17 protein-coding genes and 1 tRNA gene are annotated in these 24,948 nt (G+C 61.6%); 10 read left to right on the top strand and 8 right to left on the bottom strand.

Annotated features, from left to right (window positions below):
* Window positions 1–3: 3 nt before the first annotated feature.
* Window positions 4–1,233 carry a GGDEF domain-containing protein gene (locus tag KCN53_RS14630; protein ID WP_088713085.1) on the top strand — a complete coding sequence of 410 codons (1,230 nt, stop codon included), beginning with the start codon at window positions 4–6 and terminating at the stop codon, window positions 1,231–1,233.
* An 11-nt stretch (window positions 1,234–1,244) separates the two neighbouring features.
* Here the strand turns inward: KCN53_RS14630 and KCN53_RS14625 are convergent, their stop codons facing one another.
* Window positions 1,245–2,471, bottom strand: coding sequence for a sensor domain-containing phosphodiesterase (locus KCN53_RS14625; protein WP_088713084.1), 1,227 nt, complete (start codon window positions 2,469–2,471; stop codon window positions 1,245–1,247).
* A 411-nt stretch (window positions 2,472–2,882) separates the two neighbouring features.
* On the opposite strand from KCN53_RS14625, the gene KCN53_RS14615 reads away from it, so the two are divergent.
* Window positions 2,883–3,422 carry a hypothetical protein gene (locus KCN53_RS14615; RefSeq protein ID WP_088713083.1) on the top strand — a complete coding sequence of 180 codons (540 nt, stop codon included), beginning with the start codon at window positions 2,883–2,885 and terminating at the stop codon, window positions 3,420–3,422.
* A gap of 101 nt (window positions 3,423–3,523) precedes the next feature.
* On the opposite strand, the gene KCN53_RS14610 is transcribed toward KCN53_RS14615, so the two are convergent.
* Window positions 3,524–6,511, bottom strand: a complete 2,988-nt coding sequence (locus KCN53_RS14610; protein ID WP_088713082.1) for a hypothetical protein — start codon at window positions 6,509–6,511, stop codon at window positions 3,524–3,526.
* Here KCN53_RS14610 and KCN53_RS14605 point away from each other — a divergent pair.
* Window positions 6,489–6,698, top strand: coding sequence for a hypothetical protein (locus KCN53_RS14605; RefSeq protein ID WP_143712250.1), 210 nt, complete (start codon window positions 6,489–6,491; stop codon window positions 6,696–6,698). The genes KCN53_RS14610 and KCN53_RS14605 overlap by 23 nt on opposite strands.
* A 77-nt stretch (window positions 6,699–6,775) precedes the next feature.
* Window positions 6,776–6,849, top strand: a tRNA-Cys gene (locus tag KCN53_RS14600).
* Between the two features lie 442 nt (window positions 6,850–7,291).
* Here the strand turns inward: KCN53_RS14600 and KCN53_RS14595 are convergent.
* The 5 genes from KCN53_RS14595 to KCN53_RS14575 all read right to left on the bottom strand — a co-directional run bounded on the left by KCN53_RS14595 (window position 7,292) and on the right by KCN53_RS14575 (window position 12,328).
* Window positions 7,292–8,806 (bottom strand): recombinase family protein, encoded by a 1,515-nt coding sequence (locus tag KCN53_RS14595; protein WP_088713080.1) that lies wholly within the window; start codon window positions 8,804–8,806, stop codon window positions 7,292–7,294.
* Window positions 8,803–9,222 (bottom strand): DUF2924 domain-containing protein, encoded by a 420-nt coding sequence (locus KCN53_RS14590; RefSeq protein ID WP_088713079.1) that lies wholly within the window; start codon window positions 9,220–9,222, stop codon window positions 8,803–8,805. Before KCN53_RS14590 ends, KCN53_RS14595 begins: the two co-directional genes overlap by 4 nt.
* On the bottom strand, window positions 9,222–9,452 hold the full coding sequence (locus KCN53_RS14585) for a DUF3489 domain-containing protein (protein WP_172406277.1): 231 nt from the start codon (window positions 9,450–9,452) through the stop codon (window positions 9,222–9,224). The genes KCN53_RS14590 and KCN53_RS14585 overlap by 1 nt, the downstream gene beginning before the upstream one ends.
* A 603-nt stretch (window positions 9,453–10,055) precedes the next feature.
* Window positions 10,056–11,618 (bottom strand): AMP-binding protein, encoded by a 1,563-nt coding sequence (locus tag KCN53_RS14580; RefSeq protein ID WP_088713496.1) that lies wholly within the window; start codon window positions 11,616–11,618, stop codon window positions 10,056–10,058.
* A gap of 56 nt (window positions 11,619–11,674) precedes the next feature.
* Window positions 11,675–12,328, bottom strand: a complete 654-nt coding sequence (locus KCN53_RS14575; protein ID WP_088713077.1) for a TetR/AcrR family transcriptional regulator — start codon at window positions 12,326–12,328, stop codon at window positions 11,675–11,677.
* Between the two features lie 78 nt (window positions 12,329–12,406).
* Between KCN53_RS14575 and KCN53_RS14570 the strand changes: the two genes are divergently transcribed.
* From KCN53_RS14570 to KCN53_RS14545, 6 genes are all read left to right on the top strand, one after another.
* Window positions 12,407–13,330, top strand: coding sequence for a crotonase/enoyl-CoA hydratase family protein (locus KCN53_RS14570; RefSeq protein WP_088713076.1), 924 nt, complete (start codon window positions 12,407–12,409; stop codon window positions 13,328–13,330).
* A gap of 846 nt (window positions 13,331–14,176) precedes the next feature.
* A complete protein-coding gene (locus KCN53_RS14565) occupies window positions 14,177–15,304 on the top strand; it encodes an AraC family transcriptional regulator (protein ID WP_088713075.1) in 1,128 nt (375 codons plus the stop codon).
* Between the two features lie 143 nt (window positions 15,305–15,447).
* Complete coding sequence (locus tag KCN53_RS14560; RefSeq protein ID WP_088713074.1) at window positions 15,448–18,168, top strand: TonB-dependent receptor domain-containing protein; 2,721 nt, start codon at window positions 15,448–15,450, stop codon at window positions 18,166–18,168.
* Between the two features lie 94 nt (window positions 18,169–18,262).
* Complete coding sequence (locus tag KCN53_RS14555; RefSeq protein WP_088713073.1) at window positions 18,263–19,870, top strand: AMP-binding protein; 1,608 nt, start codon at window positions 18,263–18,265, stop codon at window positions 19,868–19,870.
* Window positions 19,851–21,164: a spinster family MFS transporter gene (locus tag KCN53_RS14550; RefSeq protein ID WP_088713072.1), complete on the top strand. Its 1,314-nt coding sequence runs from the start codon at window positions 19,851–19,853 to the stop codon at window positions 21,162–21,164. Before KCN53_RS14555 ends, KCN53_RS14550 begins: the two co-directional genes overlap by 20 nt.
* Window positions 21,165–21,196: 32 nt before the next feature.
* Window positions 21,197–22,843, top strand: coding sequence for a tannase/feruloyl esterase family alpha/beta hydrolase (locus KCN53_RS14545; RefSeq protein WP_088713071.1), 1,647 nt, complete (start codon window positions 21,197–21,199; stop codon window positions 22,841–22,843).
* Window positions 22,844–23,265: 422 nt separating this feature from the next.
* Here KCN53_RS14545 and KCN53_RS14540 read toward each other — a convergent pair whose 3' ends face one another.
* A complete protein-coding gene (locus tag KCN53_RS14540; RefSeq protein ID WP_224199772.1) occupies window positions 23,266–24,768 on the bottom strand; it encodes an MFS transporter in 1,503 nt (500 codons plus the stop codon).
* Between the last annotated feature and the right edge of the window lie 180 nt (window positions 24,769–24,948).

Below are 24,948 nucleotides of genomic sequence, written 5' to 3'. Positions count from 1 at the left end.
GCTATGTCGAACCTCAACCAAGAGATTGAACGCGCTAACAAGCTGCTGTCTCAGAACCAGTTCGCCCTAGCTTTTCCCTCCGCATTGAACCGCGATTATCTACTTAGCGTGCCGCAGGAACGCCGGGGGAAGCTGAAGTTCAGCCTCTGGGTGGGGCTTGCCGTGATGGCGATGTGCCTCTTTCTGGACGCGTCCGTAGGTCAGGATCAGCTTTATCGAGGCTTGGCCGTTAGGACTGGGGTAACCCTTCCCTTACATCTTGCGGGGCTACTTGCCCTTCAGCGCGCGGCAACGCTTGGCGCACAGGCTGCGGCCGTCATCATTCCTATGACGAGTGGCCTGGCGGTTACGACGTGGCTAGCCACTGTCGCTACAGAGAGCGGCGAACTCTACATGTTATCGGTGGGGATGATGATCGTTGCGATCAACCTCGTCGTTCCTTTGCGTCCCAAAGAAGCGCTGGTTTTGACGGGAGCAGGTTCGGGTGCAGTTGCGGCAATCGAACTCATGCTATCCTACGAACCGAACCTGTTCCTGCTCATATTCGTCCTTGCTATCTCATTTCTCAGCTTCTTCGTCTCGATCTGGTCGGAGGGAGAGCGAAGGCGATTGTACTTGCTGCACCTGCTTGAGCGCCTTCGGTCCCGCCAACTTGCGAATGCGAATGCTCAGCTTCGGGTCCTGTCGCATCGCGACACCCTAACGGGATTGGCGAACCGGCGGCTATGGGACAAAGAGTTCGAGATCGCTGCACGTGAAGCTGCGACGAAAGGGAGCGTGCTCGGGGTACTCATTGTCGACATTGACAGGTTCAAGAGCATTAATGATCACTTCGGCCACGCTGCCGGAGACGCATGTCTCGCTCGTGTAGGAAGGATTCTCGAGGACTACCTACTTGAAAGTGCTGGTCTTGTGGCGCGCATCGGGGGGGATGAGCTAGCTGCTTTTTTTACAGATCGGAGCGAAGAAGAAATCGAGCGTCGCGCTAGCCAAACGCGCAGTGCCATAAGCAAAGCGAGGCTCGGGCCAGGAGGCGCGACGATAACCGTCAGTATCGGAGTCGCAGCGGAGATTGTGAGCGAGCCGCAAATGCGGAAGGAACTTTTCGAGCGCGCAGACCGCGGACTTTACGAGGCGAAGCAAGCCGGTCGAGACACCGTGAGCATTGGGAGGATTGAACTTCAGAGCGAAGTTGGCGAGCCCATCGAAGATCCGGAAGTCAACAAAGGCTAGCGGCCTCCCGGCTATGTGCGCGCGAGCAGCTCAGTCGCCTGGGCGGGTTTCCCGAACAGGTAGCCTTGTACATCCTGGATACCCAAATCACGGACAGTCGACAGTTCAGCCTCCGTCTCGATTCCTTCCGCGATCAGGCCTGCCCCAATTTGGTTGGCAAAAGTTACCAGAGCCGACGATAGAGCGCGCCGCGCCGGATCCCTGTCGATTCCGTGGACCAATTCCATGTCTAGCTTGATGATGTCCGCCCCAAGGCTGAGAATATGATACAGGCCGGAGTAACCGGTTCCTGCATCATCTGCCGCTATGCGCATGCCCTGCCGTCGGAGAGGCTCAATCGCCTGCAGAAGGTCGTTATAGTCTTGCACTCTGCGGTGTTCGGTAACCTCCACGACGACACGATCGCATGCCCTTCCCTGGAACAGAGCGGCAAAACTGGGGTTTCGCATCGTCCGCTCAGACGCGTTCACAGCAAGATAGCTGTCGCTAGGCATCTCCTCTAAACTGCGAAGCGCTTTCTCGATCGCCGCGAGCTCCAGTTCTTCAGACAATCCCACTACCGCAGCTTCTTTGAATGCTGCGAGAGGACCGGAAAAACTAGGATCCCGAAATCTAGAGAGCGCCTCATACCCGACGATGCGGTTCTCGGGCAGATGGAAGATCGGCTGGAAGACAAGGTCAAAGGACTGCGCGTCGACGATATTCCCGATCTTGGCTTTGCGTTGCTCTCTTTCTTGCTGCTGCTCGCGCTCCGCGCTGAGATCCTGTGCGGTCAACTCTGCAAAAGATCTGAAAAGAGACAAATCACGTTCGTTCAATGACGGATCGGCTTTTGTGTTCAGGCAGCAGAACATACCGTAGATATGTCCGTCGGACATGCGGAGGGGCACACTGATATGGGCTCCGATTGGCACGAGGCCAGTTATAGGCATGCTCGAAGCCTCGTTCTCGCGAGATGTGTCCGGGATTAGCTGCGGGAGCCGCCCGTCAATGATTTTGCGGCAATAGACTTCATCCAGCGAACGCCTGTCGCCGACCTTGATCACATCCTCAAACCCGGGCGCATCCACGTGCCGAAAAATGCCCTCGTCCCCTTGAAACTCGGACACGTATGCGACGTCCATATCGAGATGCTCTCGAATAACTCTCAATAGCCGGTCGACCGGTGCAACTGGCCGTTGTTGCTGATCACCTAGTCCGTCAAACAATTCGCCGAGGACTTTTGCCCTTTCGACCATTGACCTCTCCCAGAAACTGACCCCTGAGGCGATACGTTTGCCGATCAATCTCGGGTCCGCAAGCGCGGCTACGCGCCGCGCCTCACTGGGATTACAGATCTGGGTGGAACGACCGGGAGGGGTAGGATGGTCCCCCCTCCCGGCCTAGCCGGCGACAAAGTGTCGGAGAAGACGTAGGCCGGCTACGAGCCAGCCTAGCAGATTGGATGTGACCGGCTAGCGCAAAAGGCATCGGCCAGCGCATCGAAGATGCGGAGCCAGTAGCCCTTCTCGGCCCCGCGGACGAAGCGGTCGTAGAGGGTGTTGCGTGGTGGCGCGTCCGTCCGACCTGGTTCAGGAGTTCTTGCCGGCGTGGCAAGCGGCGCTCGCGGGCATGGACAAGTTGCACTGAACCGGGGGGGATGATCACCTATGACTGAAGCACTGTTCGTAATCCTCGGTTCTGCGATCACGATCGCGTCCACATTCTTTTTCCAATGGTGGAACCGAAGACAGGAAAGGCACGATCTGGCTCGGGGGCTGCTCGTTGAGCTTCGTGTGGGCGAACGCGCGAGCGGGCCAGGTTCAGAAGTATTTGAACTTCTTCGCAGGCTGAAAGCCGGCCAGCATGTGAACCCCGCGATCATTCGAAAGGTGAGTTCCAATACGGCCGGCATCCTCAACCCGATATTCCACGCCACCGCGGATCGCCTACATCTGCTCGATGCAGCGGCTTCTCAGAAACTGACAGAGTATTATGTGCGCCTGGCTGGCACGCAACGAGCTGGGGAGGTACTCGCTGACCTAATCGAGGCGGGCTTCGTTTGGGAGGAGACCGCGCAGATAGCTGAAAACATAGAAGCGAGCTTGACCGAGCTATATCACCTTCGAGCAGAGGCTATCCGCGCCATTGCGGACACTTTGCCAGCCTCTCATAGACCCGGTCGGCTAATCGACCCACCTGGTGCTTGAGGCGCGCCACTCGCATAGTGCGCGAGTTGCTGCTCGTGTGCCGGGAACTCGGGGATTGGACAAGCTCAAATGATGTGTCTGCTCAACGAGCGTAATAGCCACTAGTCTCGCAGACGGCGTTGCCGCGCGCTCAAGTCCTCCCGTTCGGCCTGTTCTTTCCAATCGTCCGCTATACGATTTAGCATACTTGTGGTCCGTGGATAGCGATCAGCCGCGGAAGCATACCTCCGATACTCTTCGACCAGCACGCGCTCCTGATCGCCGCCGTCATACATGCCGCGCACTGTGACGCCGCGCATATTGAAGCGTTCCGTTTGGATGCCGCGTTCGAGTTCATCGCTCCCTGCACGTTCGATCTCGTCGCGCACGAAACGGTGCGGCCATGCTGCGTCAACGTCGTCCGGAGGAGCATGCGCTAGAACCTGGCCGATCACCACATCGGTGACTTGGGAGCGATCATGTTCGCGCCCAAGCGCCCGGACCCCGTCGATCCACGCCGTCAGCGCGAGTTGATCGGGAGTATCCGACAGGAAACCGGGGGCCTGATTAAGACTTGAGAGCAACTGATATCCCTGGCGCCAGCGCCCCCGTGTGGCCGGCTCGGGTGGGACTTCTTCGGGCGGCGGATCATTGTCCCCGCGATAGACATCGCGGACGATGCTGTGGAACATATCTGGATCGGTTAGCATCAGGTTGTGCAAGCGAAGCGGTCGTTCCTGACGTTCGAGCAGCGGCAGCAGCGCATATTCCCGCTTGCCGATTTCAAGAGCGTCGGCATCGCGGGTGTCTAGCTCCTTGAAAGCTTGTTCGAGATCATAGTCGAGCATACCTGCGGCCATGCTTTGAGGGCTTCCGCTGTTGATTTCAGCGACGATCGCGTCAAGCAGACGGAACAGAAGATCGGTCGGAACGTCGCTTAACCGGTTGAGGGCGGATTCGAGGCCGGCGACCGCCCGTCCGTATTTGAGCAGTTGCGTCACGCGGTCGACCAGCAGATCCGGCGTTCCTTCGATCCGAAAGGGCTTCACATGGAGCCAATAGCTGTTCTCCACGCCTTTCCCGAGGGCGCGCAGTGCCTGGCAGGTCGCTTTCTCGTAGGGCCAACCAAAGAGCAACGCTGCAGTGGCGTCGTCATCCCCGGACGTGCTATGAAGCTCTTGGATCAGCACCAGCGCTGCGGCCTCGCCCGCGCTGCGGCGGTGTATCGAAGCGAGAGCGGTTGTCAGCGAGCCGCCCGGCTCTGCGGCGAAGCTCGTCCTAAGCAGAGTCTCTACCTGTGCGGTATCGAGTGCGCTATCCTCGATGGCACGCATCACGAGATGCGAGATCCGCGCAGAACGTTCGAGCGCGAGCACTGCTTCGGCACCTTGTTCAAGATACAATTTCTCGACGACGCGCGCGCGCTCGGCGGCTGCGGCAGGATCGTCGCGCTCTAGCGCAGTGAAGTCGAACAGCTCCGCGATCGACACCACCGGATCGGCGGGCGCATAGCTATCGACAAGCCGCCGGACCTTTGCAAGCTCCTCGGATGGAAGCGACCATTCGGTATCGGGAAAGCGCTCGTGATGCCGCAAAGTGCTGCGCAGTTCGGTCCAGAGTTGCTCTCGGGGCTCAGCCGCTGCGCTCTTTAGCGTCTCATCCAGCGTCACAAGCGCGGCCGCCCGCTGTTGCGGCGCGAAGCGCATCATCGGGCGGAGCAATTCCTGCATCCGCGCCGGATTCCCCGTTGCCGCCGCTATCGCCCGGGAGATCAGCGCGTCATAGGTAACGGCGAGATCACGATGGGTGAGCTGCGGTGCTGGGCCGTCGGCCTCGCGCAAGCGCGGGCGCGCCGTGCCACTGGCGGTTTGTATCTCGTCGGGCAGTAGCCGGCGCAGTAGTGTCCATCCGACTTTCGGATGCGCCGCTACTATGTCGTCGATGACTGCGAGTCGGAAATCTGCCGGTGCGTGGGTCCCTGGATGCCAGGGCAGGAAGATTTCGGCTAGGCTCGCATCGGGTCGGTTGGCCAGCCTGCCACCGCGGTCGATCTCGGCAAGGCGCGTCAGGATCATTGCGACGCGCCGCAGTCGGCGCGGATCCCAAGCAAGCGTCTCCAACGCCCATAGCACGCCGGTATGGCCCGAGGTCGGAAAGGCCGGACCCTCCTTTTCATCGAAGATCGGACGGATCGCTGCTCCCTCGCCCTCGAGCATCTGCTCGAGGGTCGAGAGAAAAACATCTGGAGCTGCCTCCGCCAGCATTGGCAGTTCGTTCTTGAGACTAGTGAGGAGCCGTGCATTGGTTTTCAAACCCGGAAGCTCGCCAATGATTTTGTCGGCGAACGCCTGCCCCTCGCCAGCAGTCAGGTCGAGCCGCGCGGTGTCCTGCCAAATCGCGATCAGGAGCAGCGTGTTGGCAAGTCCATCGCGCAGCCAGTCGCTGTATTGCGGCGCCCGCTCCGCGCCGAAGCGGAAAAATTCGTCGGGGTCGGGATCAAGAGCGCTGAACACCTTTTCGAGCACGGGCCGGAGAAGTGCAAGATGTTCGCGACCTATGTGGCGGCCCGCATGGACAAACGCGTCCATTGGCGCTCGGACCTTGTAGACTGTGCCCTCGCGATCTAGCGCCGGGTCAGCCCCCTCGACGAAGCTACGAATTTTGCTTTCATACTCGGTATAGCTACTGGTGCTGGCAAGCGCGGTCACCGCCGCTTGGTCGAGCGGGTTGGTGCTGTCCCAGCCGCCGGCAAGGATAGCGGGAAGCAACAGTTGCGCATGCTCGACCCATTCCGGCACTTCGGAGGTGCCGCCGGGTATTTGCCGGGCAAGCGCGGTGAGGCTGCGACCGCAGCCTCTTGCAAGCGCCTCGGCGCGGGCCCGGGGCTGATTCATCTTCGTCAGCACGTTCGCCATGGCGAAGCTGCTCGGGCGTTCGAGTAGCGTGCCCTTCTTGACGGCCTGTTGCCGCCCAAGCGGCACGAGGGTCGGGCCCGCGTCCCCGAGTTGGCCCGGCGCGCGGGCCGCCTCGCCGCGAACTAGAAAAACCAAATTCGATTTGCCCACCAACTCGCGCGCGGCGGCGGCGGTGTCGACGACTATCCCGGACATGCCCGACCGGTCGATGCACGGGCTTCGTTATGCCGCTGCCGGTCGGCTCGAGGCAGCCGGCTGTACGGTCGTCGAATGCACGTCCGTCCTCGGTCACCGCGCCTATCAGATGGCGCTCAAATACATGGCTCAGCGACGCAGCAGCGAGGCCGCGATGAGTCGCATTCCCAACCAGAACAAGAGGTGAACAGTGCGAACCGCGAAGGATTTGACTGCGAACTCAGAGAAGGGTAGGGGGCGCAACCCGCGCAAAACCGCGCATGAGGCCCGATGGCGGAGTGGTTACGCAGAGGACTGCAAATCCTTGTACGCCGGTTCGATTCCGGCTCGGGCCTCCACACCTTTCTGGGAACTAGTCTCCGCCTTGGGATCATACGCCAAGGGGGCGGGGTTCCGCGGGGTTGAGCCGCGCAAACTGTCACTGATCCCGCGCCAATGGGCCTCAATAGAGGGCCGATTTTAGGCCATTTTCCCCATAGTCTCTGGGGCCGAAAGTGCAGCGACGGTTTCGCGTGCGGCGGCCCGCTTTTGGCAGGAACAGGGAATTTTTTAGAAATGGGGAAGAAAATCAGGCAGATCAAGTCGGTCCGGGGTAGGCTTGGCCGATAATATTTTCGTGATTTCAACTTATTGTAGAGGCCGAAGCCCACTTTCCTGTTATCGGCGATAACAGGGGACTTACACGTCCATAACAGGGATTTTTCGGGCGTATCAGGGAGAATGGGTTCCTGTTATGCGAAATCGAGACCGATCCTCGGTGCATCGTCGCGGCCGTGTGGTTCATGCGAAACCCAGCCGCTGCCGCTGATCTTCCCAAGCGAGGGGAAGCGTACGATCCAGCAAGCTGGAAACCGATAGCGCGGCGGGGACGTCCCCACGAAGAATCGCTTTCTGAATGTCCGGCGCGAGAAACGGTATCGCCATGCGGCTGCGCGTCCACTCATTGGTAGGTGCGATGGCGTTCGCATGAAGGTCCGACGACAGCGGCGAGGCCCCCATCGTCTCCATGCGCCGGTGGGCTGTGGTCAGGAGTTCGGCCATGGCCTGCTTCCGTTCAATGTCGTCCACCGGGAGATCGCAGCCAATCGTTCTGCCGCGGCGCAGCGGACCCGGGTCCACTCGTGACTTGACTGAACTGCCATCTGCGCGTTCCAGTTCGACGAGGATTTCCGAGGATGTGAGCTCAACGCGGACGACCTGTTCGAAGCCTGCATCCTTTCCGCAGATTCTGCGAATTTCTGCTGCTATCGAGCGCTCAAGCCGTTCCGCGCTGATGCGCTGCTGTCCGTCCTGGTTCGTGAAACCGTAAGGCAGCTGCGACCGGGAAACATAGTATCGGTATATCTTGCGGCCTCGTCCGTAGCTGAAGCTCGCCGCCATTTCCGCTCCTGCAGCATCGAACACTTTGCCGGCCAGCGGGCATTTCGCTGCGCGTGTCAGCTTGGTGCGGGGCGCCTGGCGAGCGGCTTCGATGCGCTTCTGCACATCCTCGAAGATATGGCGGCTGACGATTGCCCGATGATTGCCTTTGTATATTTGGCTGCGGTGTTCGATCTCACCGACATAGATACGGTTTTCGAGGATGTGATAGATCTGGCCGGGCTTCATGACCTTGCCGCCGCGAACCCCGCCCTTCGCTGATACTCTCCGCTTGGATCTAAGTCCCTCTGCTTCGGCCCAGCGGGCAACCGAAGGTACGCCGCCGAGCCGTAGATAAGCGTCGAAGAGCGCTCGCACCTGCGCCGCTTCCCCGTCGTTCACGACCAGTTGCCGTTCGTTGGCGTCATAGCCGAGGGGAGGATTGCCACCCATCCACATGCCTCTTGCTTTCGAAGCAGCGATCTTGTCCCGGATCCTCTCGCCGGTCACCTCGCGCTCGAACTGAGCGAAAGAGAGCAGCACGTTCAGCGTCAGGCGGCCCATGCTGGTCGTGGTGTTGAACGCCTGCGTCACGCTCACAAACGAGGCGTTCGCTCCGTCGAGAACATCGACGATCTTGGCGAAGTCCGTCAGCGAACGCGTCAGCCTGTCGACTTTGTAAACCACCACGACGTCGATCCGTCCGCGGTCGATTTCCTTGAGTAGTGCCCCAAGGGCAGGGCGGTCCATGTCTCCGCCCGAAAAGCCGCCATCTTCGAAGCGCTCCGGCACAAGCGTCCATCCCTCGCCGGCCTGGCTCTTTATGTAGGCTTCGCAGGCCGAGCGCTGTGCGTCGAGCGTGTTGAAGTCCTGTTCGAGGCCTTCTTCGGTCGACTTGCGCGTGTAAACGGCGCAGCGGATCTTCTTTGGCGTCATCTGACGTTCTGCTCGCGAAGTCCGAAGAAGCGCTGACCATTCCAGCGGGTACCGGTAATCGCACGGGCTACGGCTGAGAGGCTGGAGTATCGTTCACCTTCGAAGATCGGACCGTCGTCAGTAACCGTTACCTCGTACCGTCGACCTTTCCATTCGCGGGCGAGCCTCATTCCGGGTGCCGCAGACGGTCTGATGTTCGCCGGTTTCGTACTGGCAAGCTTCCGCTTGGTATCAGCATCGAAGCCGCCGAAGGCATCCGTCTGGATGCGCCAGGCGAGGAGTCGTCTCAGTAGCTCCACTGACCGGAGCTTCGGCGGTTTGCCGTAGCGTTGCTTCCATTCCGCCCGAAGCTCCTGGAGTCCTGCCGTCTCCAAGCTTCGGACCAGCTCGGTGACACGATGGACGTTCGCCGACATCAGCGTTCAATCCGGTACCGGCTCTCGCCATCAGTCTTTTCGCGGGCAACAAGATAGCCGCGCTTCCTGAGATCGGTAAGAGCAGCGCGGACGGTATGGGACTGCCAGTTCGTAGACTTGGCTAGTTCGGCGATCGAGGCGCCAATTTTCCTTTCGAGTAGCTCGATCAGCCGCGCCGTCTTCGTGCCCTTACGCGGCATCTGGAGATCATCGATTTGCTGCTCTGACATAAGGCTTTCTCCGGTTACGAAACAGACCATCCCGCTTCACCGCCAAAAGCCCGGTTCCAGCCGAGCCGCTCGCGGACGTCTTGCCGAACGAGCAGGACCACAACCGCTCCTTCTCTGATCGAAGTCCAGTCGGTTTCTGGTGTTTCGATAGAATGACGCTGCTGGACTTACGGTCCGTTCAGAGCAGTCATCCGGGGAACGGCGCCCGAAAGCACTGGCACCGACGAAACGGTAGAGAAGTTCTTGTTGGCTGCCCCCTGCGCGATTGAGGACGCGCATCCGGACCTGCAGCACTCCGATCTACCGACGCCTCTGCGAACTGCGAAGCTGGAGACGCTGGCCGCCGATCTCGAACGGATTATCGGGGACATAGGGACACTGAGCTGAATGTCCGCTACGCGCCTCCAATTCCGACCGTAGCAGATATCCTCATCGCAACCTGAAAGCTGCCATGGATTAGGCGACCGCAGATATTAGGGCAGCGCTCCAATTTAGGCGGGTCAGTCCCACCTTTGTATCTTTGAATACAGACATTCTGTGCTGAGGGGATTGCTGCAGACACATTTCGGACGCCGTCAGAGGATCGCATCGAGAGCGCGCAGTTCAAAGTGAAGTTAAGCCGCCTTCAAGCGCTAGTTCGCTGAGACGAAACTTTTGGACCTTCCCCGATGCCGTTAATGGAAAGTCTTTAACCACGAACCAATCCACCGGAGTCTTCTGAGGCGACAGGAGCAACCGGCAATGGTCCTTCAGCGCGTCTGGCGTTGGCAGAGCGACACCGTCGGCAAGCCTGAGACAAGCGGCGACCGTTTCGCCCCATGTGGGATGCTGCACGCCGAAAACCGCCGCTTCCGCGATGGAAGGATGGCGCAGCAACGCGGCCTCAATTTCTGCAGGGTAGATATTCTCTCCACCGCGGATGATCATGTCGCTCAGCCTGCCCGTGACCCGCACATAACCGCGTGCGTCCATTTCTCCGAGATCGCCAGTGCGAAGCCAGCCATCGGCGTGCAAAGTGCGCGTGGTGTCTGCTTCCTCATCGTGATAAGCGATCATGGTCTGATAGCCGCGGGCCTGAATTTCGCCCTGCTCGTTCAAGGGAAGCGGCTCTTCGGTACTGGGCCGGACGATCCGGATCTCCACTTGCGGGAGCGGTCGTCCCGCTGTGCCCGCGCGATCATCGACCGTATCATCGTATCCCGTAGCGCAAACGATCGGACTGAGTTCGGTCTGTCCGTACACCGACATCATCTTGCAACCGAAACGCTGTTCGACGCGCGCCAACAATTCCGGCGCGACCGGAGCGCCGCCGGAATAAAGCAAACGTAGGCTGGACAAATCGTAATCCCCGCGGTCGATCTCCGCGATCATTGCGGATAGCATCGTCGGCACGCCGCTGGTCACCGTCGCCTTTTCGCGCTCAATGGTTTTCAACATCAGCACCGGATCGAACATCACGGGCAGAACCAGGGTGGACAGGCTGGTGACCGCCCCAAGGGCGTTCAGCACCGATCCCGCCGTATGGAAGAGCGGCATGGGAGTCACCACCGTGTCGCCGCTCTGTCCGATCCGGGCTGCGACAAACGCGGCGTTGGTTACGAGAGCCCGGTGGGCCAGCAACGCCCCCTTGGGGCGCCCGGTCGTGCCCGATGTGAACTGCATCTGTGCCGGTGCATGCGGTGAAACCCCGGGCAGTGGCACGCCGGATCGGTAATGTGCGATCGCGCTCGTTACCTCTTCAATATCGATCCGGTCGAGCACCGGAGCGGCTGCACGGGCGATCGCATCCATATCGGTGCCGCGAAATTCGGCGGCATGGATGAGCGCTTTCGCGTTCGAATGCCCAATGACGTGGCCAAGCTCTTCGATCCGCAGCGAAGGGTTCGCCGTAACGAGAACCAGCCCGGCAAGGGCAGCACCGTATTGAACGATGATCCACTCCGGCACATTGGGCGCCCATAAGCAAATGTGATCGTCGGGCGCGAACTTGGTCAGCAACCATCGGGCGCAGGCTTCCGCATCGGCCAGGAGCTCGCGATAGGTCCAGCGCCGATCCGTGGTGGCGGCACCGGGCAGCGAGGACGCATTGTCTGGCGAGACCTCGACCAGCGCGCACATATCACCGGCGCGATCGGCTCCCCGGCGCAGCGCATCGCCGGTGGTCATCTCCCACAGGGGAGGCGACGTATCGGCAGGATAGTAGGATGAGGTCAGGCCCGATGTCACGGTGCATTCTCCTGCTCGGGGCGGTCCAATATTAATCGTGCCGCGTCGATCCAGCCGCGCAACAGATCGTCGCGATGGGTAGCATCGCGGCGCAGCACGCCCGAAAGCGCCATTCCGCGCACGAGTTCGAGAGTGAGCGCAGCTACGTCCTTGCATCCCGGACGATCGGCCAACGGAGCGAACAGCGCAGCGACGACCCGATCGCTTTCGAAACGCGCGGCACGTTCCTGCGTCAGCAAGGCCGCGTGGAGATGTCGGTCCGCGCGGGCGACGGTCCAAAGTTCCAGCTCGGCGAGATAGGACGGGCTGGACGCCGCATTCGCCAGCACGGTGATCGCATTCGTCAGCGAATCGGCTCGCGTAGCGGCAGCGGCCTCATGCTTGACGATCGCCTCGTTGCGCGAAACCAGTCCGCCCACCGTGGCGGACAGCAGATCGGCATGGGTGGGGAAATGATGCAGCAATGTGCCGCGCCCCACTCCGGACCGCGCCTGCACCTCCAGGGTGGTCGTCCCGGCAACGCCGCGTTCGATCAGCACATCGACCGCAGCATGGACTATGCGGGCGCGCGTCGCCTCGCGCTGTTCGCGTCTTTTCGAAAAGCCGCGCGGCTTTTCGTCGGTCCGGAGATCGGCAGGTTCCACTTCCATTCAATGATCTTCTTATGGTCAGCGTTGACTGTCAACGGCAAACGACGATAGTCAGGGCTGACCACAGAGGAGTTTTCCATGCCAGACTATTCGGCCCTTCGCATCGAGCACGATGCCGCCAATCCGCGCATCGCCCGGTTGCTGCTGAACCGTCCCGAGCGATTGAACGCGATCAATGACGAGATGCCGGGCGAAATACGCGCGGCGGTCGAGTGGGCGGAGGGCGATGATACGGTCCATGCCATCATTGTCGAAGGCGCGGGAAAAGGGTTTTGCGGCGGCTACGACCTCGTCGGCTATGCGGAGAGCGACAAGGACCATCCGTGCCAGCAGGAGCGCGACCCCTGGGACCCGATGGAAGATTATGCGCATATGAAGCGCAACACGGAAAATTTCATGGCGCTCTGGCGCTCACGCAAACCGACCATCGCGAAGGTCCACGGCGCCGCCGCGGCGGGCGGCAGCGATATCGCGCTGTGCTGCGACCTTCTGGTCATGGCCGAGGATGCGAGGATAGGCTATATGCCGACCCGCGTATGGGGCTGCCCGACGACCGCGATGTGGACCTATCGTCTGGGTCCGATGCGGGCCAAGCAGATGATGTTCACCGGCGATCTTATTTCCGGACGGCAAGCGGCGGACTGGGGTCTTGCGAACGTCGCGGTTCCAGCTGAGGAACTCGAACAGGCCGCTCTTGACCTTGCGAACCGGATCGCCGGCGTTCCCCTCGGGCATCTGGCCATGCACAAGCTGGTGGTCAATCAGGTCATGCTCAATATGGGTCTCGAGCAGTCGCAGACCATGGCGACCGTGTTCGACGGCATCACCCGCCACAATCCGGAAGGACTTTGGTTCCGGCGGCACGCGCAGACCCACGGCTTCAAATCCGCCATCGAATGGCGCGACAGCGGCCGCCCGATCCCCGAAGGCGACGAGGCTCGATCGCTGATCGAAGAAATGGATGCTAAGAACAGCGTCTCGGACAACGAAGGCGACGCATGATGACGATCGACACTTTGGCTGGAACCGTCGATTGCGGTCGTCCCGATACTTACCTCAGTTCGGAGAAACACGATGAGGTGGCTTCTCGCTGAAAATCAGATTCAAACGGAGCGGGCTTCATGCAAACACATCATACGACCAGAGCGGTCAAAGCGCTGAAAATCTATTGCCCAATCGGCGAAGAAGCGATGACGTTGTTGTTACCGGGAAAGTTTCTTCGGTCGGTGGGGAAAATTCCCTTTCCAGAATCCTCGATATCGTAAGGGCTGACAATCCTCTAGGAGATTTCAGATCCTACAAATACGTTGTGGAACTGGCACCGGGGTTGGAAATATTCTCTCCCCAGCCTGATGCGCAACCGACCCTCGGAGAATACGGAACGCCAACGGTATCGCCGACCGCTATTCTGACGGTCTACATACCAAGGGATGCGGCACACGCCGATGTAACTCATACAATCGACTTGATCTTACGAGAGCATCCTTGGGAAGTCCCTGTAATCGAACTCTGTGACACGTTTGTGGTGATGCGAGCCTGAGCCGAGACCATCGCACCTCGGGCACCCCGATTGCTTCTCGAGTTGCATTTGCCGTCAGGTTAACTCAATCTAAGCACTGATAGCAGACGGACAGCAAACGGCCCAATTTGAGCCGGCACGCACCTCAGTATAGGCTGCCGAAGTAGCGTCCGCGAGCGGACATGCCGAGCCGTCTTTGCGAGGCGGAGCCAGCGTCCGGCTCAGGAATTTGCCGCAGCTTGCATATTGAGGGGGAATGAAGTGAGTCAGAATGGCAGGAACCGTGAAGACGCTATCTGCCGAACCTCGTAGAAAGGCTCTGACGTTCGATGGGTGCCAAATCCACTGCACCCTTTGAGAGTGACCGCCAAGCAGCGTTGCCCCCCGCCGCGGGCCTCGACGGGCTCGCTGTTGAGAAGCTGCTGCGCGGAGCCGAGCTGAAGGGTCATGACCCTGCTGAAATCCTGAGGCGCGCGCGGATCGATCCTGGGGTGCACGGCAATGAGCAGGCCGCGATCGACGGGCGGGCGCTGTTCCGCCTGATCGAACAAATCCAGCTGACGCTCGACGATAGCTTCATCGGGTTCCTACCTGAGCGATTCCGGCTGGCGCTCGATACCGAGCGTACGCGTGCGCATCTCCATTCCAGCACGTTCGGGGAGGCCCTGCGCGTCAGCATCCGCTTTACGCAGGCATTGTCGGAAGACATCGGTCCCCAGCTTGTCGACACCGACGGCCGCGGAATCATGCACCGCTGCGCCTATCACACTATCGAAGGCGTCGACCGCGACATCTTCGTCTGGCAGCGCTTCCTGTGGATCTTTCACCTGTTCAGCTGGCTGATCGGACGCCCGCTGAACTTGCGACGCATCTTCGTCCGGGGATCGCGGCCGGTGCAGGCGAACGGCTTCGACCGGTTCGCGGTGTTTCGCTGTCCAATCGAGTATGACGCCGAATTCGATGCGCTCTGGTACGACCGCAACGATCTGAAGGCGCGCGTCGTCAATGGATCGCTGGCGGAATATGAAGCGCATAATGCCGCCGAGCCCGACTGGTTTGTGCCGCTGGGTGGCGGGCAGAGCTGGCGCAACAGGACGGAGCAGGCGCTGATCGAGATGCAGCGACGGGGTGAGTGGCTGCCCACGATCGACGCGGTCGCCCGGCGCCTGCGGACGCGGCCGCGCCGCCTGCGCCGCGACCTTGCCGGCGAAGGTGAATCGTTCAAGCGCATCCGTGCCCGGCTGCGCGGTGAGCTGGCCGGCGCGCTCTTGCTGGCGACCGACATGCCGATCACGAATATCGGCTATGAAGTCGGCTTTGGCGAACCCGGCAGCTTCACCCGGAATTTCACCGAATGGGCGGCGATGACGCCCTCAGAATATCGCCGCCGCCACAAGTCCGACCCGGTAAAGATCGCAGCGGCGACCACCTTGGTGAGCGAGCGCAGCGACCCGTAACGACCGCGCCCAAGTTGGTCATTCGCGTTAAATCTGTCCGTCATCGGCGCCATAGCTAAACGCCGCGCCCTCCGACATCCCTCCCGAAATGCCGTACCCGAACACGGGCCGAGCACAAAAAAGTGACCTTGGGAGGGAATGCTGTGGCCAACATCATGAATGGCAAGTCGCGTCTTGCGCTGTCCGGCGTTTCGCTGTTCGCAGTGGCGCTCTTCGGAAGCGGCGCGGCCTGGGCCCAATCCGCGGGCGAGACCGCGGACGAAACAGCGGGCGAAACAACCGAAGTCCCCGTGCCGCAATCCGAGATTGAACCCGTGCAGGCCGGTACCGATGGTGATGTGATCGTCATCACCGGTTCCAGCATCCGCGGCGTTCCGCCGACGGGCTCGAACCTGATCAGCGTATCGCGCGAGGACATCCGCACCATTGGCGCGAACACGACGCCTGACTTGCTGGCGAGCGTTCCGCAGCTGAATAGCTTCAACACGGCACCGCGGGCCGCCAATGGCGGTGCGGGTGCATTTGCGCCGGGGCTTCGCAGCCTGCCGGCAAGTGCGACCTTGCCACTGATGAACGGTCACCGCCTCGTAGCCGGCGGTACCAACCAGACCAATCCGGACTTTCCGTTCATCCCTGACCTGGCGATCGAGCGTGTGGAGATCGTCGCGGACGGCGCGTCGGCGATCTACGGCTCGGACGCGGTCGCCGGCGTCGTGAACTTCATCACGCGCAAGCGCTTCTCCGGCGTCGAAGCCTCCGCCCGCTATGGAATGGCGGACGATTATCACACCGCGTCGGGCAGCGTCCTTGCGGGCCATGACTGGGGCAGCGGTTCGGTCGTCGCGGCCTACCAATATGCCGAAAACGGCAACATCGTGGGCGCGGACCGCGACTACCGTGTCGTCGATTTCCGACCCTATGGCGGCGTCGATACGCGCACGACCGTCTGCCCATCGCCGAACGTGCTCGTCGATACGACCGCCTATTCGGTTTACTACGCCGCCCCTGAACTCGCGCCGAACACGCAAAATTACTGCGACAACGGCGCCGTGGCCGACCTTGTGCCGAAATCACGTGTCCACAGCGGCTATTTGACCGCGCAGCAGGAACTTGCTGAGGGCGTCATCCTGTGGGGCGAGGCTCTTTACTCCGACCGGCAGGACGAGGTGCGGCAGCCACCGCCTGCCGGCGCCGGGGCATCCGGGGGCGTTATCCTCTACAACCTGCCCGGCTTCGCGAACCCGTACTTCCAGACGCCCCCGGGCACTGGGGCGACGACGGAATTCGTGCAGTTCCGTACCGACAATCTCTACGGCGCGGACCATATCGTGAACCGGTTCGGCGTTCGGGCGCTGAATTCCTCCGCAGGCGTAGACACGTTCATCGCCGGGGACCTGAAGCTGAGCGTCTATGGCACCTTCGACGAGGCGCATAACGACAGCTATCTGCCCGCCATCGACCCGGCCGCGCTCGATGCGGCTGCGCTTAGCACCACGCCCGATACGGCGCTGGATCCTTTCGGAAACGGCACGTCGCCAGAGGTTGCGGCGGCCATTACGGACTATGCCGGCGACCTTAGCGTTCGCCAGCAGACCTATCTGGGGGCCGCCAAGGTCGACGGACCGCTGCTTTACCTGCCCGGCGGCGAGTTGAAGATCGCGGTGGGCGCGGAATATCGGCACGAAACATTCCGCCAGCGCGGTATCTATGGCGGGTCGCCGGTGCCGGAAGACCTCTCCCGCAACATCGAATCCGTCTACGGCGAACTGTTCATTCCGATCTTCGGCGCGGGCAATGAGCAGCCGCTGCTGCGTTCGCTCGATGTCTCGCTGTCGGGGCGTTACGATCACTACAGCGATTTCGGATCGACCACGAACCCGAAGATCGGGGTGAACTGGGACCCGGTCCACGGCGTGACCCTCCGCGGTACGTACGGCCGCTCCTTTCGTGCGCCGGGCCTGCGCGATGTGGGCGCGACGGTCGGCGCCTATTATTTCAACGCGGCCGCAATCGCGGGCAGCAGCTACCGCGACCCAATGCGCGGCGACGCGCAGGTCGATACGGTATTCCTGCTTGGCGGCAATCGCGACCTGCAGCCGGAGAAGGCGGAAACCTTCTCCATCGGCGCCGACCTGAACCCGGACTTCCTGCCGAACTTTCACGCGAGCGCCACCTTCTACGACATCCGCTATACCAATGTGATCGGCACGCCGGGTGGGGCGATTGCCTTTACCGATCCGACGTTCGCTTCCGTCGTCTACCGCGATCCGACGGATGCCCAGATTGCGGACCTGCTGTCGCTCGCCGTGCCCGTGAACTTTGTGCCGGGCGCGCTGCCGCCCATCGGCAACCTGCTCGATTTCCGGCAAGGCAATTTCGGTGTCCGCAAGACGAATGGCCTGGATTTCGACGTCAGCTATAAGCTGCCGACCGGCTTCGGCGCAGTCTATGCCGGGGTAGCGGGCAACTATATCCTGAACTTCGAAACCCAGCTCTCGCCGACTGCGCCGGTCTCCGACAGTCTGAAGCTGGGCATTCCGAAGGCAACGGTGCGCGGAACGCTCGGCGCCCAGGCCGGTCCGGTAAATGCGGTTGCCTTCGTCAATTACCGCGACGGCGTCACCAATCAGTACGCCACGCCCACCGGGACCGCCGAATATGACGCGGATGCCTATACGACCGTCGACCTGCGCCTGTCGGTGCAGCTCCCCGATGTCGGCGTGGCGGAAGGCACCGAGCTGGGACTGCAGGTGAACGACCTGTTTGACGCGACCCCGCCTTTCTTCCCGGGGACCGAGGGCATCGGCGGGTCGTATAACGCAATCGGCCGCTACGTCGCGGTCAGTGTACGCAAGCGCTTCTGAGGAAGGGGTTCGCGGGGGACAGGCGCACAGCCCCCTCCGCACGACCCCCGACCAATCCGACCCTATTGAGCAGAGCCTAATAAGTTACGGGAACATGCAGACATTCTCGCTCACCTTGGAAAAGTTCGTCGATCATGCTGCGAAGTGGCATCCAGCCGCCACCGTTGCGACCGCGTCGAAGGGAACGGTCGTGCGCCGGACCGGCTACGCGGAACTGCGCGCGCGAAGCAACCGGCTCTCCGGGGCGCTGCTCGCGCTTGGGCTGAAGGTCGGAGACCGGGTCGGTACGCTGGCGTGGAATACCCAGGACCACTTGGAACTCTACTATGGCACCATGAACGCGGGGCTGGTGTGCCATACGCTCAATCCACGGCTGACGTCCGCGCATCTTAGCGCCATGGTTGCACAGGCCGGGAACCGCGTGCTTGCCATCGCGGCGAACCTGGTGCCCATGCTGCCCGAATTGTTGCCGGACTGCCCGACGATCGAGCGCGTACTGGTGCTCGACGGCGAATTCGACAGGGCGATCGCAAGCCTGTGCGACGTGCCTGTCGAACCCATCGACGCGGTCGTCGAGGCCCAAGGTCAGACCGTTCCGTGGGGGGATTTCGACGAAAACAGCGAAGCCGGCCTTTGCTTTACGTCCGGCACGACGGGACGGCCGAAGGGCGTCGCCTTCACCCACCGCTCCAACTATCTGCACACGATGATGTCGATCCAGCCGGACGCCTACGCATTGTCCGCGAAGGATACGATCCTCGTCGCCATTCCGATGTTCCACGCCAACGCCTGGGGCTTTCCATTCTCCGCTCCCGCCGTCGGCGCCAGTCTGGTGCTGCCGGGCCGCGACCTGGACGGCGCCAGCCTTGCCGCGCTGATCCAAAGCGAAGAGGTCACAATCGCCGGCGGCGTGCAGACGGTGTGGATCGCACTGCTCGACCATCTCGATGAAACCGGCGAGGACGTCCCGAGCCTGGAACGCGTCGTTATCGGCGGATCGAAATGCCCGGATTCGCTGACCCGGCGCATGGAGAAACGCCTCGGCGCACGCGTCCAGACGACTTGGGGCATGACCGAAATGTCGCCGCTTGGAACGGTGGACTCGGTGCAGCTTCCCGCCACTGCCGAGCGCGCGTCGGGGCGCCCACCGGTCGGCGTAGATCTGAAGCTAACGAATGCGGACGGCGAAACCCTGAGCGAACAGCACGGAGTCACCGGCCACCTGAAGGTAAAGGGCCACTCTGTCATAGAGCGTTACCTGAACGCTGACGAAAGCGCTCTCGACGCAGAAGGCTATTTCGACACCGGCGACCTTGCCATGCTGGACGACACCGGCGCTTTAACGATCTGCGGCCGCTCGAAGGACCTGATCAAGTCGGGCGGTGAGTGGATCAACCCGGCCGAAATGGAGGCCATTATCGGCCGCGACCCGCGCGTCGGTCAGGTCGCCGTAATCGGCAAACCTCATCCCAAATGGGGCGAACGCCCTGTGCTGGTAGTGGAACTTAGCCAAGGCGAGGGTGCGGATCCCGGCGTGTGGACCGATGCCCTCCGGGGACGAGTGGCCGACTGGTGGCTGCCCGATGAAGTTGTTCACCTTCCCCGCATGCCGCTCGCTGCCACAGGGAAAATCGACAAGGTCCGCCTGCGCGCCGACTATGAGGAAGGGGCGCTCGATCGCTATGTCACATCAAGCCGCTGAACCCGGTACCAGCGCAACGCCTGCACCCGTTGCAGGCGCCCGCATCACACTGGGAATGCTGTGCTTCGTCTATGTACTTAACTTTCTGGACCGGCAGCTGATTTCCATTCTGGCAAAGCCGATTCAGGATGGGCTGCAGATCAGCGACGGGGAACTCGGACTGCTTACCGGGTTCTATTTCGCGCTGTTCTACTGCTTCATCGCCATCCCGATCGGTTGGCTGGCCGACCGCACGAACCGCGTGAAGGTGCTGTCGGCCGCGTGCGCAATCTGGAGCGGCGCGACCGCGGCGTGCGGAATGGCCGGAAACTATGGCCAACTGGTCGCCGCGCGCATGCTTGTCGGCGTCGGCGAAGCGGGCGGTGTGCCGCCGTCCTATGCAATCATCTCCGACAGTTTCCCGCGCGAGCGGCGGACGACGGCAATGGCGATTTTCAATCTCGGACCGGCTCTCGGCTCGGCGCTCGGCGTCGCCTTCGGCGCCTCGCTGGCCGCCGCATTCAACTGGCGCGTTCCCTTCTACGCCATCGGCGCCATTGGCGTCGGCACGGCGCTGGCGGTCTATCTGATCGTGCGCGAGCCGGAGCGGGGCGGTACGGATGTTCTGCCCGCGCCGACGACGGCGGAAACCGGCCCGGAAGGCTTCCTTACCGCCATCGCACAGTTCTTCCGCAACCCACTGCTGCTGATGGCGTCGCTGGCGAGCAGCGCCGGCAACTTCATCACCTACGGCCTGCTCAACTTCACGGTCCTCTTCCTGATGCGCGAGAAGGGCATGACGCTGGAGGATGTCGCCATCTGGTACGCGCTGGTCGTCGGTGTCGGCATGAGTGCGGGCATCTACGCCTCGGGCCGCATCGTCGATCATTTCGCGCGCCGCAGCCGGGCCGCCTATGCCACGGTGCCAGCGGTCTCACTGATCGCCGCGCTGCCCTTTTTTATCGGCTTTATCTGGGCGCCCGGCTGGGAAGTCGCCCTGGCGTTCCTGACCGTGCCGATGTTCCTGAACTCGTTTTTCCTGTCGGCTACGGTGACCTTCGTTCAGGGCGAAGTGGCCCCCGAGCGTCGAGTCATCTCCGGCGCATTGCTACTGCTGGTGATGAACTTCATCGGCTTGGGGCTGGGGCCGACATATGTAGGGATGGCGAGCGATTTCTTCCGTCCCGCCTACGGCGCACACGCTCTGCAGGCGGCCTATTACGCGCTTACGCCGATGTACCTGATCGGGGCAGCGCTGTTCCTGATCCTGGCGCGGCTGATCCGCCGCGATGAGCGCGGCAGCCTGGGCCAGTGAAAACGGCGGCGAGTAGATTCCGGAGAAAAAACATGAGCGGGTTCACGTCGCTCGGTTCAACGTTGGTGCTGATCGCCGGACTTGCGGCCGCACAAGGTGTGTCTGCCGGCCCGGCCCCTTCCGCTGCGCCGGCCGCAGCGGCGGCGCGGTGCGAAGCGCTGCAGTCGCTCGCGCTGGACGACACGACTATCGTCAGCGCGGCATATGTGGCGCAGCAGCCGACGGGAAACGCATTCCACGGACAGCAGGACAGACTGCCGCCCTTCTGCCGCGTCGTCGCGCGGGTACAGTCCGATCCGGACTCCGACATCGGCGTGGAAATCTGGCTTCCCGCCCAGGGCTGGACCGGGGTATTCCACGGTAACGGCAACGGCGGCTTCGCTGGCGTGCTCGCCGGCGGCTATGCAGGAATGGCCGAGGGGCTGCGGCGGGGCTTCGCGGCGGCAACGACGGATACGGGGACCGCGCCGGCAACGCCGCTCGATGGCGATGCGCTGATCGGCCATCCGCGGAAGTGGCGGGACTGGGGCCGCCTCTCGACGCACATCATGACGGTCACCGGCAAGGCGATCACGCGGGAATTTTACGGCCGCGAGGAAACCCAATCCTACTATACCGGCTGCTCGACGGGTGGACAGCAGGGCCTGATCGAGGCGCTTTACTATCCGGCGGACTATGACGGCATCTTAGTCGGCGCGCCGGTCATCGACAGGATTTGGGGTCACGCCGCGGTGCTGTGGGACTATGCCGCCGCGCACGAAACGCCCGGCAGCCGTCTGTCCGATGCCAAGCTAAAACTATTGAACCGCGCCGCCATCGCAACCTGCTGGGCGCAGGGACACGGGCTGGCTGGCGATCCCTTCATCTCTGATCCGTTAAGCTGTGAATTCGATCCGGCAGTACTGGAATGCACCGGCGCGGTGTCGGACCAGTGCCTGACGCCGGCCGAGGTCGCGACTGCGCGGGCCTTCTACTCTGGGCCCACCACGGACGACGGCGAGCCCCTTTACTACGGTTGGCTGCCCGGAAGCGAAGCGCCTGGCCAATATGGCTGGTCGTTCCTGCAGAGTTCGGAGAGCGGCGAGCCGCCGTTCAGCAGCCTGTTCAAGTGGGTCTTCAGCCCGGAATGGGATTGGCAGGGCTTCGACTTCAAGCGGGACATGCCGGAGGTTACCGCGGGTCTCAACGAGGCCGTGAACGATGCCACGCGGGGCAGCCTGAAGGCCTTTCAGGCGCGCGGCGGGAAATTGATCATCTATCATGGCCTGTCGGACTCGCTCGTCGCGCCCGGCCAAAGCGTGGCGTTCTACGAGCGCCAGGCTGAGAAGCTTGGCGGGATGGGGACCGCGCAGGACACCGCACGTCTCTTCCTGGCGCCAGGCATGATGCATTGCGGCGGCGGTTCGGGTCCGGACTCATTCAATTCATCGCTAGGTATCCCGCCAAAGCCGCCCGTGGACAGTACCAAGTATGACCTCTTCTCCGCCCTCATCGACTGGGCTTCCGGCGGCATAGCGCCAAACCACGTTATCTCGACAAAGTTCGATTCTGCGGACCCCGCGGGGATCAGCCTTCAGAGGCCTCTTTGTCCCTATCCGCAGAAGGCCATCTATCGGGGAAGCGGGTCACCCCGATCAGCCAGCAACTTTTTCTGCTCACCGCTTCAGTCAGATCATTGAAAGAGGCTTGTACGCTGCAAGGTCACGCAGAACTGTCCGCGTACGCCTGAGTCGTTGGGTTCCGGCACATTAAGTATCCGACGATCTAAAGCAGGCGAAACAGCCGCGCGGCTCAGCATATGAGAGTGTCCGCTAAAGCGTGATGTGCGAAAAAAGCAGTCGGTCCGCTGTCGGCCCGTCTCAGCCGCTACGAGTTTCCCTGCCAGTTGCGGCTTACTCCGTGGTTCGTCCCGATAGTTGAAGTCCACCGGAGGGTCCCGCTGGCCGCGGGTTTGGACCTTGATATGGACCGCCGCGTCACGGAAGTTTCGGCTGAATGCTCGTGACGGACTGACTTCTTCTTCAGGGATCATGCACTACGGCCTCGGGGGTCTCCTTCGCCAGGCTGTGAATGTCGAGCAGCTGACCGAAGCTCCGAAGCATCACCGCATGGGCGCCCCGGTAGGGTTGTTGTCCGCCTCGCGCGCCTTCGCTTCTGCGCGGCGGGCGTCGAGGATGGCGAGGTTTCGTTCATGCCGTGCCTGCGTGATCGGATAGAAAAACAGGAATGCGCAGCCCACGACCCACAGGCCAAGCGAGGTGGGCACATAATGGGCGATCAAGGAATCGATCATCGGTTCCGTTACGTCGTCCGGGCCCACCTTCGCCGGAAAGGCCGCCCAGGTCAGGATGATCCCGTTTGCCATGATCCCAAGCGCCGTGGAGCATTGCTGCATGAAGCTGGAGGCGGCGAAGAAGATGCCCGCGTCGTGACGGTGCGTTCGAACCGCACTGTCCTCAACAACGTCCGCGAGCATTGAGGAGGTATTGATCAGCGATATTGCGATCATCGCGCCATAGACGGCCCCGATCACGAACATCACCGGGAGCAGCTCCGCATCGCCGGCGACGAAGAACAAATCGAAATAGGACAGGATAAGCGGCAGCAGTCCGACGACGATGCCTACGACCGCGAACAGCATCGCGCTCGTACGTTTCCCAAGCTTGGCTGACATACGCGGGGCGAGCGGCGCAGCTATGGTCGCGGCAACCACGCTATCGATCGTGAGGAGCGCGAGCTGCGAAGCGTCGAAGCCGAACAGGTACGTCTGAAAATAGAGAGCGGTCGCGCTGTAGAGGCCGATCGCAGTGAATTTCAGGACGCCAAACGCGAAGATCGCCAGGAAAGCTCGGTTGCGAAAGGCAGCGCCCATCTCCTTCAGGTGCGTGAGTACCGTCGGGCGCGCGGCGCGTTCGTCGCGCTGCCGCAGCCACGGTATGCGGTTGTGCGTGCCCAGACCGCAAACGATCATCGCCGTGAAGATGAGGGCCGAGCCGAGCAGCGCAAATCCCAGATAGCTGTCGGGGTTCAACTGACCTTTCGGAAACTCCTCGGTCGCCTTGAAAAAGGTAAGCAGGCAAAAGGCGGCGAAACCGTACTGGCCGATGTAGAGGAACCAGTAGCGCAGCGAAAACAGCTTCGTGCGCTCGGTGTAACGCTCGGTTAGTTCTGGGATCATCGCCTGGGTCGCGATTTCGAAGCTGCTGATCGATACCCGCGTCAGGATTGAAGTCACGAAGATCCACAGCCCGGTCTGCCCGTCCGTCATGCCGGTAGGCGGAAACCAGACGATGGCGAAGAAAAGGGCGGTCGGCGCGGCCGCGCCATAAATGAAGGGATGGCGGCGTCCCCACCTGCTTTTCGTCATGTCGGTCCAGCGGCCGAGCATCGGATCGAAAAAGGCGTCGATGACCAGCGTAAGCGCGATTGCAGCCGACACGATCGCCGCCGAGATTCCGACCACCTGATTGTAGAAAAACATCAGATAGGCGGCGAAAGCGACATTCTTGACGCCGTTCGCGATGGCGCCCGCTCCGTAGGCGAGCTTGGTGCCGCGGGACAGCGGCGGGGGCTGCTCGGCGGCCTGATCATTCGGCCTGGTCACGGACATGTCCACTTTAATCGCCTCCCCCGGACTCATATTAGTTTGCGCGTCATATTCTTATTATCGCGTCTGATCGCGGCCTATACGAGCTTTCAGCCAATGCACTAGCTCATTGCGATGGGGCGGGTAAAGCTCTATTGGTTAGCAACTCAGGTAATGGGAATGGGGCGGATCCGGAGT

This window comes from Pacificimonas aurantium (assembly GCF_020092905.1).
Taxonomy (GTDB): Bacteria; Pseudomonadota; Alphaproteobacteria; order Sphingomonadales; family Sphingomonadaceae; genus Pacificimonas; species Pacificimonas aurantium.
Note: the sequence above shows the minus strand (reverse complement) of the source record. Positions and strands in the feature narration are given on the sequence as shown.